This window comes from Thermoactinomyces daqus, from assembly GCF_000763315.1.
GTDB lineage: Bacteria > Bacillota > Bacilli > Thermoactinomycetales > Thermoactinomycetaceae > Thermoactinomyces_A > Thermoactinomyces_A daqus.
This window is the reverse complement of the sequence record NZ_JPST01000005.1, coordinates 174,288-190,378: the sequence shown is the minus strand read 5'-3', so window position 1 is coordinate 190,378 and position 16,091 is coordinate 174,288. Positions and strand designations below refer to the sequence as shown.

Below are 16,091 nucleotides of genomic sequence, written 5' to 3'. Positions count from 1 at the left end.
TCTTTAGTTTTCAGGGAATACGACTTGGACTGCCGGACTCAAAAGTCCGGCAGTTTTTTATATATGTTTGTAAAAATTCTTTTCATTTGCAGGGAGGGTAGTCGATCACATTCTGAAACTCGGATCATGTTGTTTTCTCTCCCTAACGGCTGAGAGGATCGACCGGGTTTTCCAACAAAACAAGCACAGGATTGCTTCCTAGGCTTGGCAATGCTCTCCCTCCATTAAGTGTGATTGGGAAATGCATTTATTCGCAAATATCAAAATGTTCCGGTAAATTGAGCGGATAAGATGACCATTCCCAAAATGAAGACATAAATGGCGAAGCCTTTCAAGGAACCTGTTTTTAAGAGTGAGATCATCCATTTAACCGCGAGATAGCCGAAAATGGCCGAGCAGGCCGTGCCGATCATCAAAGCGCTCAGCGGCAACACTTCCGTTCCGCCTTCCATCAATTTTTTGCCCTGCAGGATCACAGCGCCGGCGATCGAGGGAATGGATAAAAGGAATGAGAAATAGGCGGCGGCCGCTTTGTCAATCCGGCGAAAGAGAGCCGCGGCAATCGTCAAGCCGGACCGGGATAAAGCGGGCATGATGGCCGCCCCTTGAAACAAACCGATGAGAAAGGCATCTCCGAAACTGATCTCCTCCAGGCTCTTCTTCCCTTTATCCTTAAATGTATCGGCCATCCACAACAGGAGACCGGTCGCCAAAAATTCCCAACCGATCGTCATTCCGGTTTGGGCTATCTTTTCAAACCAATCTTCAAACATAAGCCCGATAAAAGCGGTCGGGATCGTTCCGACGACCACCAACAAACTGAGACGGGAGAGCGGCCGGCGGATCATCATCACGATTTCCCGCCGGTAGATGAGAATCACGGCGATCAGCGTTCCCAGATGTAGCATGGTATCGAGAAACAGGCCGGCCTCATCCAGACCAAAGAGATGACGGCCCAAGTAGAGATGGCCGGTGCTGCTGATCGGCAAAAATTCGGTCAGCCCCTGGATGATCCCGAGTATGGCCGCTTCAAACCAGTTCATATTCATCCATCCTGTCAAACCAAGGTTTAAGGTGCGGGTAAAATGTTGCCAATCTCCTTGATTACCGACGTGAACGGGACGGTTTCATCGAAAATTCCATGGATTTCTCCCTTGTTGTTAATCAGGACGCTGCTGGGAACCGATTGCAAACCGTATGCGTCATACGTTTCTCGTCCATTGTCGCGCAAGACGGGAAACTGAAAACCGTTTTGCTCCATAAAGGAAAAGACGCGGTCCGGATTGCTTTCTCTTCCCGAAACGTGAATGGTGAGAAATACGAGTCCCGGATGATTCATCGTTCGATAGAGGATATCTTTCTGAGGCAAGGTTTCTTGGCAGGATGCGCACCAGGTAACCCAAAATTCCAGCCAAATCGCTTTTCCCGCATAGTCGGATAAGCGATGGATTCGCCCGGTCAGGTCGGGCAGGGCAAATGCAGGCGCCAATTTTCCCACGGTGAAGCCTCCTTTCGCATTAACCGATCCGGATCAAAATAAGTCCGACGAATAAGAGGATCAGGGTAAGGATTTGAACGGTCGACAAACGTTCGCGAAAGACCAAAATGGAGAGCAGGGCGACCACAAGGCTGTTGGTGGCAAAGATCGGCGCGACGATGCTGGCCGGACCCGATTCAAGGGCAATCGCATACACTTGCATTCCGGCAAAGGAAAAAATACCGGACATCAATCCCCAGCGCAGCCCTGTTCTTACCGCCGGTTTGTCCAAAGCGGACCGTTTGCGAAAAATCTCCGCAGTAAACCAGACCAGCCCGAAGGCATAGCTGACAAACAGGACGGCCGCATTTGGCAGGTGCCACTCTTCCGTTATTTTCAGTCCGCCATTGCGCAAAAAGAAAAGCACCGTTGCCATCAGGACGAGAGCATACCAACGGATGTTGCGAATGCGGAGCGATTCATTCGGATCAATCGGTAAAATGGAAACGGCTGCGATGAGCAGCAAAACCCCGGCCGATTCATAAAGACTGAGTTCTTCTCCGTAGAGCAAGAGAGACATGGCCACTGTGAGTACGATGTTGACATTGACCAGCGGAGATGTGAGGCTGGCAGGGCCTGTCTCCAGTGCTTTCATAAACAGCAGGTTCCCCCATGCTGACCCCCATCCGATCACGATTCCGGCCAGGATTGTTTTCAGGGAGAAGGAAACGGCTCCGGTATAAACCATCCACCAAAGAAAGCCAAGTGTACCCGTGCAGTAAAGTCCCCACAAAAGGTGGTTGGTGGAGCCGCGCTGTGCCGAACTCGCCTTCATCATAAAACCGGCCAGCCCAAAGGTGACTGAACTGATGAGTGCCAGGATAAACCACATGGTAAGTTGGACCCTTTCTGCAAATAAAGTGTGATGATAACTTCTTAATCATAACGCCCTTTGTTTGATCCGTCTACTCGGAGGCACCCCCGGGCGAAAGCGCAAGCATTCCCTTTCCATTTATCTTATGTCCGGAATGAGTAAATATTTGTCCAAAAGGCTGTTTGACAAGGATGAAAAGAGAAGTCATGCTAATAATGGAGAACAAGATTCGCTTTTGGAGGAGCAGCGATGAATCAGATTGTGATGGAGGAATTGAAACGGGAAGCGGAAGCCGCTGTAAAACATCGTTTGCCTAGAGATACTTTTCTTGATTTTGCCCATCCGAATAACCGCTTATTGGTCGGTGTCACTTGCCTCCGTGCCGGTTTGCCCGACCTGGCTTATAAGCTTTTTCAATCGATCGCCGAAGAAGGTCCGAATGAGAATCCGAATCAGCATTTTGCCTATGTCCGCAGCCTCGTGGAAATGGCAGAGCTGGATGCCGAGGCTCAAAGATTTAATCAGGCTGCCGAAAAAATGAAAGAGGCTCTGGCCCAGTATCCTGAAACGATGGGCTATATGATGAGCCGGGTTCATTTGGAGGTTTACCTCGCTTATTATCTCTATCAGGCGGGTCAGAAGCAGGAGGCGGTGGAGAAGATAGCCGGGATTGCCGGCCGGGAGCGGGAGAAATTCGCCACCATGCCGCAGCATGACGCCGTGGCATTGGTGGGGCCGGGGCTTTGTTATGCGTTGCACCAATGGGCCCTTTTTTATGCGATGGAGGAAAACTGGGAGCAAGCGGCGCAAAAAGCTGCGGAAATGGTGCCATTTGCCGAACGGGTTGATGAGTCCGGCCTGAAAGAAGCGAAGCAGCTTTTGGAAAGAGGCCGTGCGGAGGACGCTTTCCGGCGTACCATCGATTCGATCAATTATTGAACGAGGAGGAATCGGGATGAGTCGAGCCAACACCCGGATCGCCCTGAAGGAATGGGCGGTCACCGTTGAAGCGCTGGGGGAAGGAAAACAAATCATTGTGATGCGGAAAGGCGGAATCGCCGAAGAAACGCGTCATTTTGAAGTGAGAAGCGACCGTTTCTTTCTTTATCCCGCTTATGAACATCAAAAGGAAGAATTGCTCAAGCCGGAGTACAGGGCAGAGATCGCCAAAACGCTTCAATCGTGGTCACCGGAACAAGAAACGGCGACGATCAAATATTTTGCCGAGTTGCATGAAGATATCGAGGTAATGGATGAAGAAGCGCTGTTTCGCCTGGCACCCTGTCACATTTGGACCAACGATTTTGCTCATGAGCGTTTGAAATGGAAGAAAAAATTGCCGCTTCATCTGCTCTTGCTCCGGGTCTACCGGTTGGATCAGCCGGCCCGGATCCCGATTCGCCCCGAGTATTCGGGATGCAAATCCTGGCATGAAGTTCCGCAGGAATTGGCAGATTGCAGCGGGGAACCGGTGATGAAAGAAGCGGATTTCCTGGCTGAGGTAAACAAGATCAAAGCGCTGTTGGCCGGGCAAAAATAAGTTTTGCAGAATATCCGGAGGTCATGGGTGGACGCACAACCTGCGGGCATTTTCGCAAAAAAAGGTTTCGCCTAAACCAAGAAACCCGGGGATTTTTGATCCACCGGGTTTTCTTTTATCAATTGTATTTACACTTTCGATGTTTTCGCCTGATTTTCAAATTCGAGCAACAACTCATTTAAGGTCATTTCATCTTCCAAATACAACTGAACGAGTTCAAGAAGTAACGTATTTTTTTCTTCAGGTAATTCCAGGATTTGCAATAGTTCATTGAAAGGATCAAAGTCTCGTGACAAAATATGTATGCTATTTGATTTAAACATGTCTTCCAGTTCAATGGTTTTTTTGTAAATATCCCGAATCATACGCAAGATGATGCCAACCAATTGTTTTGTTTGTTGATTCATTCTAGCTCCCTTTCTTTTTATCGGAATGTTATAATCATTAGGTATAATATTATATTTATACTAAGGGATATTATAACAGAGGTATGGTATTTTTTGCATCTGTGTAATGAATTTGTAGAAACGTTTTCAAAATAAAGTTGTTTGATGGCACAGATCCATGAAGGGATGAAAGGGGCTGAAGAGGATGAAAGCAGTATTGGTGGAAAAACCGGGCGGAAGGGAGCAGTTGATGATTGGAGAATATCCGAAGCCGACCCCGGCTGATGATGAATTGTTGGTAAAAGTACATGCCACCGCGCTCAACCGGGCTGATATTTCGCAGCGTGAAGGAAAATACCCTCCTCCGCCGGGTGCGAGCCCGATCCTGGGATTGGAAATGGCGGGAGTGGTCGAAGAAGTGGGGAAAAACTGCGAGGGAGGATGGAAGCCGGGAGATCGCGTTTTTGGTTTGTTGCCGGGCGGCGGCTATGCGCAATACGCGGTGATTCCGGACAAGATGGCCATGCCGGTTCCGGAAGGTTTCACGTTTGAACAGGCCGCAGCCATTCCGGAAGTTTTCTTGACAGCGTACCAATGTCTGTTTTGGGTAGGCAGACTGAAACAGGGGGAGACCGTGCTGATCCATGCCGGCGCCAGCGGGGTAGGAACTGCGGCGATTCAATTGGTCAAGTCGGTCGGTGCCATCCCGCTCGTCACTGTGGGATCAGAGGAAAAACGGAGATTCTGTCTGGATTTGGGAGCTGATCACGCATTCAATTATAAAGAGGGGGAATTTGCCGACAAGGTTTTGGCCGCCACGAAAAACCGAGGTGTTCAGTTGGTGCTTGATTTTGTCGGGGCCCCTTACTGGAAGCAAAATCTGCGTGTGTTGGCGATGGATGGGCGTCTCGTTCTGATCAGCATGCTGGGAGGGAGCCGGCTGGATGATGCGTCGCTCGGGCAGGTTCTGGCGAAACGCCTGCAAATTTCCGGAACGACGCTGCGCACCCGCTCCTTGGACTATAAACAGGATCTGACGCGGGAGTTTGCCTCTTTTGCCCTGCCGCGGTTTGTCAGCGGGGAACTCAAGCCGGTGATTGACCGCATTTTTCCATGGGAAGAGGTTCGGGAAGCGCACCGCTACATGGAAGAAAATCGGAATATCGGCAAAATCGTGCTGCGGGTGTTCTGAGCGGAAAAAGAGCCTGGAACAGGGTTTTCAGGCTCTTCATCCCGCTGTTGAAAAAATGTCAATGGATATGATAACAATAGATTAAAGATATTTCTGTCTAGGGTTAAATTTTAGAAAAAAGGGGTTTGGTTATGCCACAACAATATGCGCAGACCTGGGAATTGGATTCGTTATTTGTCGGGGGTAACCGAAGGACCGGGCTCCTGAGCGAAATGAACCGGCTCACTGCGGAAATCCCGGCGCTAAAAACAGCGTTTCAGGAAAGCGCAGAAAAGGAAAAAACAGAACGGGAATGGATCAACCTTTTGGAAAAGGTACAAGATCTTGAAAAAAGGCTGACGGAGGTTTGGTCCTACATTCACTGCTTGCTGGCCCAGGATACCACAGATGAGCAGGCGCTGATCCTGAGCGGAAAAAACGAGCAGTTGTTAGCTGAGTTACAAACGTTAAAGGTCTTGTTGGAAAGCAGGCTGGCGGAAGTGCCGGATGAACTGTTGGAGCGGGTTTGCCAGGATGAGCGAATCAAACCGATTGCGTTTAACCTGTACGAAATGCGTGGGCGTGCGCAGGACAGGATGTCCGGGTCCCTTGAAACGCTGGCCAGCTATTTGAGCGTTGACGGTTATCACGCCTGGGGGGAATTGTATAACAGCGTCGTCAGCCGCATACAAATTCCGGTGGAGAAAAATGGGGAAAAGGTAAATCTGTCCGTCAGTCAGGCAGCCAATCAATTATCTCACCCCGATCGTTCCGTCCGCCAGGCAGTGTTTGCCGAATGGGAACGGGCCTGGCAAAAGGAAGCCGGTCTGTTTTCTGCGATTCTCAATCATTTGGCGGGATTTCGCCTGCAATTATACAAGCAGCGGGGCTGGGAAGATGTGTTGCATGAACCCTTGGCGGAGAACCGCATGCGGCGGGAAACGCTGGAAGCGATGTGGAGTGTGGTGGAGGAGAGCAAATCGGTCCTGGGGAACTATTTGCAACGCAAAGCCCGGCTGCTCGGACTGCCCAAGTTGAGTTGGTACGATTTGTCGGCTCCCCTGCCCGGGGAAAACAGGAAGTTCACCTTTGACGAGGCCGCACGCTTTATCATTGATCATTTCGCAGACTTCAGTCCCGATTTGGCCCGGTTTGCCGAGTCGGCCTTTTCCCGGAGATGGATTGAGGCGGAAGACAGGCCGCATAAACGCGCGGGCGGATTTTGCACCTCATTTCCCGTCAGCGGGGAAACGAGGATCTTCATGACCTTTGCCGGGACAACTGATAATCTGTCGACGCTGGCTCATGAACTGGGTCATGCCTATCATGAGCACGTGATCAAAGACCTGCCGATGTTCGCGCAAAACTATGCCATGAACGTAGCTGAAACCGCTTCAACTTTTGCCGAGTTCATCGTTTCTGACGCTGTTTTGAAAAAGGCGCAAACCAAGGAACAGAAAATCGCTTTGCTTGATCAGCGTCTCCGCATTGGAGTCAGTTACTTATGCGACATTCATTCCCGTTTTCTGTTTGAAACGAGGTTTTATGATGCACGTCGTCAGGGATTGGTGCAAGCTGAAGAATTGTGCCGGATCATGGAGGAGGCGCAGAGGGAGAGCTTCCGTGATTTGCTCGCGGAGTACCATCCCCATTTTTGGGCTTCCAAGCTTCATTTCTATGATACGCACTTTCCTTTCTACAATTTTCCGTATACGTTTGGCTTTTTATTCAGTACGGGGATTTATGCGCAGGCCCGGCAAGAGGGGGATGGTTTTGCCCGGCGCTATGTACAGCTGCTGAGGGATACCGGGAGAATGAATGTGGAAGATCTGGCCCGTAAGCATTTGGGCGCTGACTTGACCAAACCCGATTTTTGGCGCAAGGCGGTGGAATTTGCCTTACAGGATGTAAAAGAGTTTTTGCTTTTAACAGAATAGGAGGGAAAGGAGCTGCGGTTCAGGGCGCCAAATCGAATATCCAGGGCGGCAGGAACACCGGCATAAAAATTCCCTTCCGCCCTGGTAAGAATAGGCTAATTTTTAATCTGGTGATTAAAATATTTATATAAATCTTATTGACAGCAAAAAAAGAGGCAGAGTAACATGAGGGAGGGTCAAGGCGAGAAAAATTTTGCGTAGAGAAATTCACTCTGGGTAAACCGATTACCAAGAGTAAGGGAGTTTTTGCGCATGTTAAAACGAGATCAAGCCGGTTATCTTTTTTCGAGGGAGATTACCCCTTTTATCATTCCGAAAGAGAAAGTGGTAGTCGTCGATCCGGATTGGTCCCTTGAACGGGCTTTGTTGGTGCTTACCCGGAAAGCAACGAATTCGGTGCCTGTGATTAATCAAAAAGGTCAAATTGATGGAATTATTAGCAAAACAGATATTTTAGATTTTCTTCTAAAAATGGAAAAAAAGGACACGATTGATTTTTCCCGCCTGGGAAAGCATAAAGTGAAGGATGCGATGGACAAGAATCATTCAGGAATTCTGGCTAATTCGATTTTCTCCTTTGCTTTTGAGGTATTAGTGAACCGATCTTATATTCCGATCATTGATCTCAAAGGTCAATTTGTTGGAATCTTGACGAGAAAAGTGATGATGGAACAAGTGATTGAGTATTTCAAAAAGGAATATATGGAGACGATTGCGGATCAAGTGTGATAAAGCGAAAACCGTCTCAACCTGCCGAGTTGGGACGGTTTTTTCATCTATATTAAACACGATTAAAGTTAAATGCAAACGGAAAAGGATAAACAGGATAGAATAATTTCAGATGACAGAAAGTTTTGCTTCAAGGTGTCTGCGTTGGTCAATTGGATGAAAATAAGTGATCGAGCAACTTTTCCCTGGAGCAATGTTGCAGAAATTGGGTTAGTTCTTCCCAATAACAAGCATCTCTGTGCTTGCCGGTAATCTGCGCGATCAGTTTCATATACTGCAACCAGCCAAAGAGGGTAAAGGGTATGACAGGAAAGGAAAAGTCCTCACGGTATGCGGGAAGCAGATTGGGTTCGATTTTTTGAAAGACGTTGGCGTATATGGCTGATTCAAGTGATTCCGGCAACTTGGGAACGGCCAAGATCAGGGGACGCTGTTTTTTCCAGATGTGGAGAAGCTTTTTTTTCAAAAAACTGTTGAGATAGCGCTCTTGGTCCGCCTTCTGCAAATTCACGCTGAAATAGGTAAATTCCTCTGATACAACCGCATTGTCAAATGAAAAAGGGGCCTGTTTATTGTAGAGTTCATCGTCTTTAACTGTAGAAGGGCGATCGTTTGTGTAGATTCCGATTTTTGGAACAGATGCATGAGGTGCCCCCAAGAGGTAAGGGATATTCTTTTTCATCAGAAACTCCTCCTACAAATACGCTTCTACACGAAAAGTGGCTCGATCGGTGAAATATTTTGTTCAAACATGAGCAATATTATCAAAAAATAAAAAAAGACAACAAAAAAACTCTTTTTTTAAAATGGGAGCAAAACAGATGTTGAGGGAAAATTCTAACGAAGGAGCAAAAAGAAATTTTGTACAAACCTTCTATGAATATTCTGCCTTAAATCTGCTTTAAAAGCAAGTGAAGTTTACAGATTTTTTGTAGAAAATTCCTCGTTCATTTGAGGATTTTTCGTGAACATGGATCTTGATATTTTTTTAAATAAACGATGCAGAAAAGAGAATTCGTTAAGGTAGTTTTGCAATATTATTAAATATACCAATAATTGCATTGTAATATATTGGAATGTTATGGGATTGGCAGAGAAGGACAAGATTCCTTTACTAAATATACTTTCTTTTTGAATAAATTTTTCCACTTATGATGAAAAATTATAAGAAGAATCGCTTGCCGCAGAAAGGGCATCCAGTATTTGCATGGCTTATGTTCCGGCCAACGACCGGATTGCATCTTTCTTCTGAAGCACGTTTGTGTTAGGATTGGGAAAATCAGAGTAACGGAATCTCAGATCGGACAGCATCTGAACGGATTAGCGCACAAGCCGGGAGTTGAATCCGGGAATAATGGAATGGGAAGAGTAACGGTCCGGCCGGACGGAAAGGAATGACCGCACAACTGTTTCCGGACCGGGTTGAAGAGCAAAGTTCACTTGATATGATAAAAGTTGTGCAGTAAAATGTAATGAGAATCATATGATAATCAATCTAAATAACAAATTGTGTGGAAGCGGCGACCGGATTACCTGACAAGTTGCCGGTTTTCCCCGTATCTCCCTCCGCCAATAAAACCGGATGGTGTTCAGGAGATAAAGGAAAAGACTGATGGAGGAATGAGAAGATGTCGACAGCTCCAAAACTGACGATCAAAGATCTTTGCGTATCCATAGACGGTCAAGAGATTTTGAAAGGGGTCAATCTTGAAGTAAAGGGCGGAGAAGTGCACGCCATCATGGGCCCGAACGGAACCGGTAAAAGTACGCTCGCATCTTCGCTGATGGGACATCCGCGTTATGAAGTGACCAAAGGGGAAGTCACGCTTGACGGACAGGATGTGTTGGAGATGGGAGTGGATGAGCGCGCGCGGGCCGGTTTGTTTTTGGCCATGCAGTATCCGGCTGAAGTGAGCGGTGTGACCAACTCCGACTTTTTGCGCAGTGCGATCAATGCCAAACGCGGGGAAGGGAATGAAATCTCCCTGATGAAGTTCATCCGCGAATTGGATAAAAAGATGGAACTGCTGGAGATGGACGAAAAATTCGCCACCCGCTACTTGAACGAAGGATTTTCCGGCGGGGAGAAAAAACGGAACGAAATTCTGCAGATGATGATGCTGCAACCGCGAATTGCCATTCTCGATGAAATTGACTCGGGACTTGACATCGATGCGCTCAAAGTGGTGGCCAAAGGGGTCAACTCCATGCTGAGCCCGGATTTGGGTGTTTTGATCATTACCCACTATCAGCGCCTGTTGAACTACATTAAACCCGATTACGTACATGTCTTCATGCAAGGCCGCATCGTAAAATCCGGCGGTCCGGAACTGGCAGAGCGTTTGGAAGCGGAAGGTTACGACTGGGTGAAGGAAGAGCTGGGCATCGAAGATGAAACTGTTGGCCAAAGGGTGTAAGGGTGTTGCTGAAGATGAGTGTAGAAACCCGTATGCTTTTTGATGAAAACGTTGTGACCGAAGTATCCAAAAAACAGCAGGAACCGGAATGGATGCTTCAGTCCCGCCTTGAAGCACTTCGTGCCGCTGCCCGTCTTCCGTTGCCTCAATTGCAAAAGACCAATATCGACCGCTGGAATTTTACGGACTTTAATCCCTATAAAGATGAAGCACCGATCAAGGAACTGTCCGAGTTGCCGGAAAACATCGCCCGATTCCTGGTTGAACAGGAAAATTCCGGCTTGTTTATCCAGAAGAATTCCAGTGTCATCTTTCAAAATCTGTCAGCGGAATTAGCAGATAAAGGTATTATTTTTACGGATCTTGCCACCGCTGCCCGCGATCACGAGGAACTGGTGAAAGTGTATTTCATGAACGAAGGCGTGAAAAGAGACGAACATCAATTAACTGCGCTTCACGCCGCCTTGTTTAGCGGAGGAATCTTCCTCTACATTCCGCGCGGGGTTGAAGTAACCGTTCCGCTGCAAGCGATGTTTTGGCTGTCGGGCGGGAAGAACGGAATGTTGCCGCATGTTCTGCTCGTGGCTGAAGATCACAGCCGGGTCGATTTCGTGGCCAATTTCGTGTCGGACCCGGATGATGGCGGGGCAGTGAGCAACAGCGTGATCGAAGCATTTGTAGGGGCCAACGCCGATGTTCGTATTGCCACGGTGAACACGCTCGGCGAATCCGTTGTCGATGTGATTTATCGCCGCTCGGTAGTGGATCGCGACGGCCGGCTTGAATGGATTGTCGCCGACTTGAGCGATGGACGCCTCATTTCCGACAATACTTCTGCTCTCCGCGGAGAAGGCGGCAGTGTCAATGTAAAAGCGGTTGTGCTGGGAACGGGTGAGATGAGGGGGAATGTCACTTCCTATATCCGCCATCTGGCACGGAACACGGCAAGTGAGATCAATGCGCGATCCGTGATGAAAGACCAAGCTTCCAGCATTTTGAACAGTATCACGAAAATTGAAAAGGGAGCCAGCAAATCGGACGGGCAGCAATCGGGGAAAGTGCTGATGTTGGGAGAAAAGGCCCGCGGTGATGCCAATCCGATTCTCCTGATCGACGAGAATGATGTTGCGGCAGGCCATGCTGCGAGCGTGGGCCGGATTGATCCATTACAGCTCTACTACTTGATGTCTCGCGGGATCAGCCGGACAGAAGCTGAGAGATTGATCATTTACGGTTTCCTGGATACCGTCCTTTCCCAAATCCCTTCTGAGGCGCTGCGGAAGAGCATCCATCGCGTCATCGAAAGGAAGTTTGCGAATGAAAAACGCTCGTAAAGATTTTCCGATTTTGGATCAATCCGTCAACGGTCATCCGCTGGTTTATCTTGACAGCTCGGCAACCTCACAAAAGCCGGTTCAAGTGATCGAAGCGGTGGAAGCTTATTATAGAGAGATCAATTCCAATGTCCATCGGGGCGTTCATACTCTTGGCACAAAGGCGACAGATGCATACGAAGGCGCACGTGAAAAAGTGCGCCGTTTCATCAATGCGGGCTCGACCCGGGAGATTGTGTTCACGCGCGGGACGACGACAGGAATCAATTTGGTTGCGCGCAGTTATGCAATTCCCCGTTTGCAGCCTGGTGATGAAGTGATTCTGACGCCGGCGGAGCACCACAGCAATCTCATTCCGTGGCAACAAGTCGTGAAGGCCACAGGTGCAACCCTGAAATATTTCCCGCTTGAAGCAGACGGAACGCTTGATCTTGCCAAGGTGCGAACGACGATTACACCCAACACCAGAATCGTCGCGATTCAACAGGTATCAAATGTTCTCGGAACGGTTCACCCGATCAAGGAAATTGCGAAAATCGTCCATGAAAACGGAGGAATCATTTGCGTGGACGGAGCGCAAAGCGTCCCTCACATGAAAGTGGATGTACGCGATTTGGATGTCGATTTCCTCGCCTTCTCCGGTCACAAAATGTGCGGGCCGACCGGAATCGGCGTTCTCTACGGGCGTGAAGAGCTGTTGGAACAGATGGAACCGATCGAGTTTGGCGGCGAGATGATCGACCATGTCGACCTGACAGATGCGACCTGGAAGGAACTGCCGTGGAAGTTTGAAGGAGGAACCCCGATCATCGCCGGTGCGATCGGACTGGGAGCTGCCATTGATTATCTCGAATCGATCGGAATGGAGCAAATCGACGAGCATGATCGGAAGCTGGCCCGCTACGCATATGAAATGCTGAGTCAAGTGGAAGGCATCACCATTTACGGTCCCAAGGAAAATCGTACGGGTTTGATCACCTTTAACCTGGACGATATTCATCCTCATGATGTCGCTACGGTCCTGGATGCCGAAGGAATCGCCGTTCGTGCCGGACACCATTGCTGCCAGCCGCTGATGCGCTGGTTGAATGTTACAGCGACAGCAAGAGCGAGCTTTTATCTGTATAATGACGAAGCAGACATCGACCGCTTGGTGAAAGGCATTCAAAAGACGAAGGAGTATTTTGGCCATGTCTTTAGATGATCTGTATCGGCGCGTGATCATGGATCATTATCAGCGCCCGCGCAACAAAGGACGAATTGAAGACGGGGCGGTTACTGTTGATTTGAACAACCCGACTTGCGGTGACCGGATTTCGCTGCAAATGCGTGTGGAAGATGGCATCATTCAGGAGGCGAAATTCCTGGGTGAAGGTTGTTCGATCAGTCTGGCCTCCGCATCTATGATGACTGAGGCGGTAAAAGGGTTAAAGGTGGAGGAAGCACTGGAACTCGTCGACCTCTTCTCGAAGATGATGCAGGGGGAAGATGTAGACCCTGAGAAATTTCCGCTTGAGGATATAGAAGCGTTGATGGGAGTTGCCAAATTTCCGGCCCGGATCAAATGCGCTACATTGGCGTGGAAAGCGCTTGAGCAAGGTGTAAGAAATCAGCAAAAAGCAGACTAGAAGGGGGAAAAAACCGTGGCCGATCAAAACCAACTGCCCGATCTGTCGGAGTACAAGTACGGTTTTCGCGATAAAGACGTTTCGGTTTTCCGCTCCAAAAAAGGGTTAAGCCGCGAAGTGGTCGAAGAGATTTCCCGCTTGAAAGGCGAACCGGACTGGATGCTTGAATTTCGCTTAAAGGCGCTGGAGCAGTTTTATAAAATGCCGATGCCTTCTGCGGAGAACAGCAAGTGGTTTTCCATTTTGCCCGGTAAACTGGATGAACTTGACTTCGACGACATCACGTACTATGTCAAACCATCCGAGCGCCAGGGACGCAGCTGGGATGAAGTCCCTGAGGAAATCAAACAAACCTTTGACAAACTGGGCATTCCCGAAGCGGAACAAAAATTCCTGGCCGGTGTGTCGGCTCAATACGAATCTGAAGTGGTTTACCACAATATGCAAAAAGAACTGGAAGAGCAAGGGGTTATCTTCTGTGACACCGATACGGCTGTCCGTGAATACCCGGAGCTTCTGAAAGAGTATTTCGGTACGGTCGTACCGCCTTCAGACAACAAGTTCGCTGCTTTGAACAGTGCGGTCTGGAGCGGCGGCAGCTTTATCTACGTGCCGAAAGGCGTTCGCTGTGAAGTGCCGTTGCAGGCTTACTTCCGCATCAACTCGGAAAATATGGGACAATTTGAACGCACGTTGATCATCGCGGATGAAGGTTCGTTCGTTCATTATGTGGAAGGTTGCACTGCACCGATTTACAGCACCGATTCATTGCACAGCGCCGTTGTGGAAATCATCGTCAAGGATCATGCACGATGCCGTTACACCACCATTCAAAACTGGGCGCCCAACATTTACAACCTGGTGACCAAACGGGCCGTCGCTTATCGCGGTGCGCATATGGAATGGGTCGACGGAAACATCGGCAGCAAATTGACCATGAAGTATCCGGCTGTCATTATGCAGGGAGAAGGAGCAAAAGCGGATATCCTGTCGATTGCCGTTGCCGGTAAAGGACAGCACCAGGATGCAGGCGCCAAAGTGGTAGCCAATGCGCCGAACTGCACATCCACCATTATTTCCAAATCGATCAGCAAACAGGGCGGTAAAGTGACCTACCGCGGACTCTCCAGCTTCGGGCGGAATGCAACGGGCTCCAAGTCCAACGTCAAATGTGACACCCTGATTCTGGATGATCAATCAACTTCCGATACGATTCCGTATAATGAAATCAAAAATGACAACGTAACACTGGAGCATGAGGCGACCGTTTCCAAAGTGAGTGAAGAACAGCTCTTCTATCTGATGAGCCGCGGTCTTTCCGAAGAAGAAGCGACACAAATGATCATTATGGGTTTCATTGAACCGTTTACCAAGGAGCTTCCGATGGAATATGCAGTGGAAATGAACCGTCTCATCAAATTTGAGATGGAAGGTTCAATCGGATAAATTCTGCCGCAAAACCGTCAAGTGAGGCAGCTTGGCGGTTTTGCGTTTTTAACAGAGGAGGAATCAGGATGAAATGGATCGGCGAGTATTTTTATTTTATTCTGCTGGGAATTTTGGTGCTGATGTTTGCATTGGTGATCGGAACGCGTTTTTTCTAGCGGGCGGATCGGTTTTTTTTGACCAGGACGGCTTCGCGATTCCATTTTTTTAAGGTTGTTCGCGCATAATAAGGGTAAATGTTAACGAAGGTTTATGAGGTTCCTTTTAAACGGAGGGCGGAAAAAACATGACCTTGAAGCGCGAACTGACGGATCTGGAGCTTTCCTGTTACAGCGAATATTCAAAGCTTAAAACCGTGTTGATGTGTCCACCTGTTTACTTTCACATTTCAGAAGTGATTAACCGGGTACAACGGGTCCATATTGGGGAGATTGACCGCGAAAAAGCGAAACACCAATTTGAAAATGTGGTGCAAACCCTGGAGAGGCATGGAGTTGAGGTGATTTTGCTGCACTCGTATCCAGAATATTCCGACCAGGTTTATACGAGGGATATTGCCTGCGTGGTGGGGAGAGAGCTTCTGCTGGCCAATATGAAAGAAGAAGTGCGGCAGGGAGAAGAAACGGAGCTGGTCAGGCGGTTAAAAGAATGGCGCCTTCCTTACATTGAGGTCGGACACGGATCCGTCGAGGGAGGAGATATCCTCGTCGACGGTGATCAGGTTTGGGTCGGGCTGAGCGGCCGGACGGACAGAAAAGCGGTTGATGAGTTGGAAAAGCGCCTCCCTGATTTTACTTGGCACCGGATTCCATTGGAGAAAAAATATCTTCATCTTGACTGTATTTTCAACATTTTATCCCCGACTGAAGCGATTGTTTATCCCCCGGCTTTTTCAGAGGAAACACTGGCGATGTTCTCTTCTGTCCGGGAGTTGATTCAGGTGACGGAAGAGGAACAGTTTCGACTAGCTGCCAATGTATTGTCGATTGGAAATAAAGTGGTCTTGAGCCAGCCGCAATTCGGTCGCCTGAACCGTGAGCTGAGGCGGAGAGGGTATGAAGTGGAAGAAGTGGATATATCCGAAATAACCAAAGGAGGCGGGGCATTTCGCTGTATCACCCTGCCGCTCGTCCGGGAGTAAAGAAAAAAAGC

16 protein-coding genes are annotated in these 16,091 nt (G+C 48.7%); 11 read left to right on the top strand and 5 right to left on the bottom strand.

Annotated features, from left to right (window positions below; translation table 11 throughout):
• Positions 1 to 260 precede the first annotated feature (260 nt).
• From JG50_RS0102845 to JG50_RS0102835, 3 genes are read right to left on the bottom strand one after another with little or no spacing between them, the layout of a single operon-like run.
• A complete protein-coding gene (locus JG50_RS0102845) occupies positions 261 to 1,043 on the bottom strand; it encodes an undecaprenyl-diphosphate phosphatase (protein WP_033099564.1) in 783 nt (260 codons plus the stop codon).
• A 26-nt stretch (positions 1,044 to 1,069) separates the two neighbouring features.
• A complete protein-coding gene (locus JG50_RS0102840) occupies positions 1,070 to 1,498 on the bottom strand; it encodes a TlpA family protein disulfide reductase (RefSeq protein WP_033099563.1) in 429 nt (142 codons plus the stop codon).
• A gap of 19 nt (positions 1,499 to 1,517) precedes the next feature.
• Positions 1,518 to 2,369 (bottom strand): EamA family transporter, encoded by an 852-nt coding sequence (locus tag JG50_RS0102835; protein ID WP_033099562.1) that lies wholly within the window; start codon positions 2,367 to 2,369, stop codon positions 1,518 to 1,520.
• 231 nt (positions 2,370 to 2,600) lie between these two features.
• On the opposite strand from JG50_RS0102835, the gene JG50_RS0102830 reads away from it, so the two are divergent.
• Together JG50_RS0102830 and JG50_RS0102825 are read left to right on the top strand one after the other, a co-directional pair.
• Positions 2,601 to 3,290 carry a hypothetical protein gene (locus JG50_RS0102830; protein ID WP_033099561.1) on the top strand — a complete coding sequence of 230 codons (690 nt, stop codon included), beginning with the start codon at positions 2,601 to 2,603 and terminating at the stop codon, positions 3,288 to 3,290.
• A gap of 16 nt (positions 3,291 to 3,306) precedes the next feature.
• Positions 3,307 to 3,891, top strand: a complete 585-nt coding sequence (locus JG50_RS0102825) for a DUF1802 family protein (protein WP_033099560.1) — start codon at positions 3,307 to 3,309, stop codon at positions 3,889 to 3,891.
• A gap of 128 nt (positions 3,892 to 4,019) precedes the next feature.
• On the opposite strand, the gene JG50_RS0102820 is transcribed toward JG50_RS0102825, so the two are convergent.
• The gene (locus tag JG50_RS0102820) at positions 4,020 to 4,298 is read right to left on the bottom strand and encodes a hypothetical protein (RefSeq protein WP_033099559.1); all 279 of its coding nucleotides are present in this window, start codon (positions 4,296 to 4,298) and stop codon (positions 4,020 to 4,022) included.
• 184 nt (positions 4,299 to 4,482) lie between these two features.
• Here JG50_RS0102820 and JG50_RS0102815 point away from each other — a divergent pair, with 184 nt between their 5' ends.
• From JG50_RS0102815 to JG50_RS0102805, 3 genes are all read left to right on the top strand, one after another.
• Complete coding sequence (locus tag JG50_RS0102815; protein WP_033099558.1) at positions 4,483 to 5,469, top strand: NAD(P)H-quinone oxidoreductase; 987 nt, start codon at positions 4,483 to 4,485, stop codon at positions 5,467 to 5,469.
• Between the two features lie 131 nt (positions 5,470 to 5,600).
• Positions 5,601 to 7,385, top strand: coding sequence for a M3 family oligoendopeptidase (locus JG50_RS0102810; RefSeq protein WP_033099557.1), 1,785 nt, complete (start codon positions 5,601 to 5,603; stop codon positions 7,383 to 7,385).
• Between the two features lie 252 nt (positions 7,386 to 7,637).
• Entirely contained in the window at positions 7,638 to 8,114 is a 477-nt protein-coding gene (locus JG50_RS0102805) for a CBS domain-containing protein (protein WP_033099556.1), read from the top strand.
• A 148-nt stretch (positions 8,115 to 8,262) separates the two neighbouring features.
• Here the strand turns inward: JG50_RS0102805 and JG50_RS0102800 are convergent, their stop codons facing one another.
• A complete protein-coding gene (locus tag JG50_RS0102800; protein WP_033099555.1) occupies positions 8,263 to 8,796 on the bottom strand; it encodes a hypothetical protein in 534 nt (177 codons plus the stop codon).
• Positions 8,797 to 9,742: 946 nt separating this feature from the next.
• Here JG50_RS0102800 and sufC point away from each other — a divergent pair.
• From sufC to JG50_RS0102770, 6 genes are all read left to right on the top strand, one after another.
• Positions 9,743 to 10,531 carry a Fe-S cluster assembly ATPase SufC gene (sufC, locus tag JG50_RS0102795; RefSeq protein ID WP_033099554.1) on the top strand — a complete coding sequence of 263 codons (789 nt, stop codon included), beginning with the start codon at positions 9,743 to 9,745 and terminating at the stop codon, positions 10,529 to 10,531.
• Positions 10,532 to 10,545: 14 nt separating this feature from the next.
• A complete protein-coding gene (gene sufD, locus JG50_RS0102790; RefSeq protein WP_033099612.1) occupies positions 10,546 to 11,865 on the top strand; it encodes a Fe-S cluster assembly protein SufD in 1,320 nt (439 codons plus the stop codon).
• The gene (locus tag JG50_RS0102785) at positions 11,849 to 13,069 is read left to right on the top strand and encodes a cysteine desulfurase (RefSeq protein WP_152568460.1); all 1,221 of its coding nucleotides are present in this window, start codon (positions 11,849 to 11,851) and stop codon (positions 13,067 to 13,069) included. Before sufD ends, JG50_RS0102785 begins: the two co-directional genes overlap by 17 nt.
• Positions 13,056 to 13,493 carry a Fe-S cluster assembly sulfur transfer protein SufU gene (sufU, locus tag JG50_RS0102780; RefSeq protein WP_033099552.1) on the top strand — a complete coding sequence of 146 codons (438 nt, stop codon included), beginning with the start codon at positions 13,056 to 13,058 and terminating at the stop codon, positions 13,491 to 13,493. The genes JG50_RS0102785 and sufU overlap by 14 nt, the downstream gene beginning before the upstream one ends.
• Before the next feature lie 15 nt (positions 13,494 to 13,508).
• Positions 13,509 to 14,939, top strand: a complete 1,431-nt coding sequence (gene sufB, locus JG50_RS0102775; RefSeq protein WP_033099551.1) for a Fe-S cluster assembly protein SufB — start codon at positions 13,509 to 13,511, stop codon at positions 14,937 to 14,939.
• A gap of 286 nt (positions 14,940 to 15,225) precedes the next feature.
• A complete protein-coding gene (locus JG50_RS0102770) occupies positions 15,226 to 16,080 on the top strand; it encodes a dimethylarginine dimethylaminohydrolase family protein (protein ID WP_033099550.1) in 855 nt (284 codons plus the stop codon).
• Positions 16,081 to 16,091: the final 11 nt, after the last annotated feature.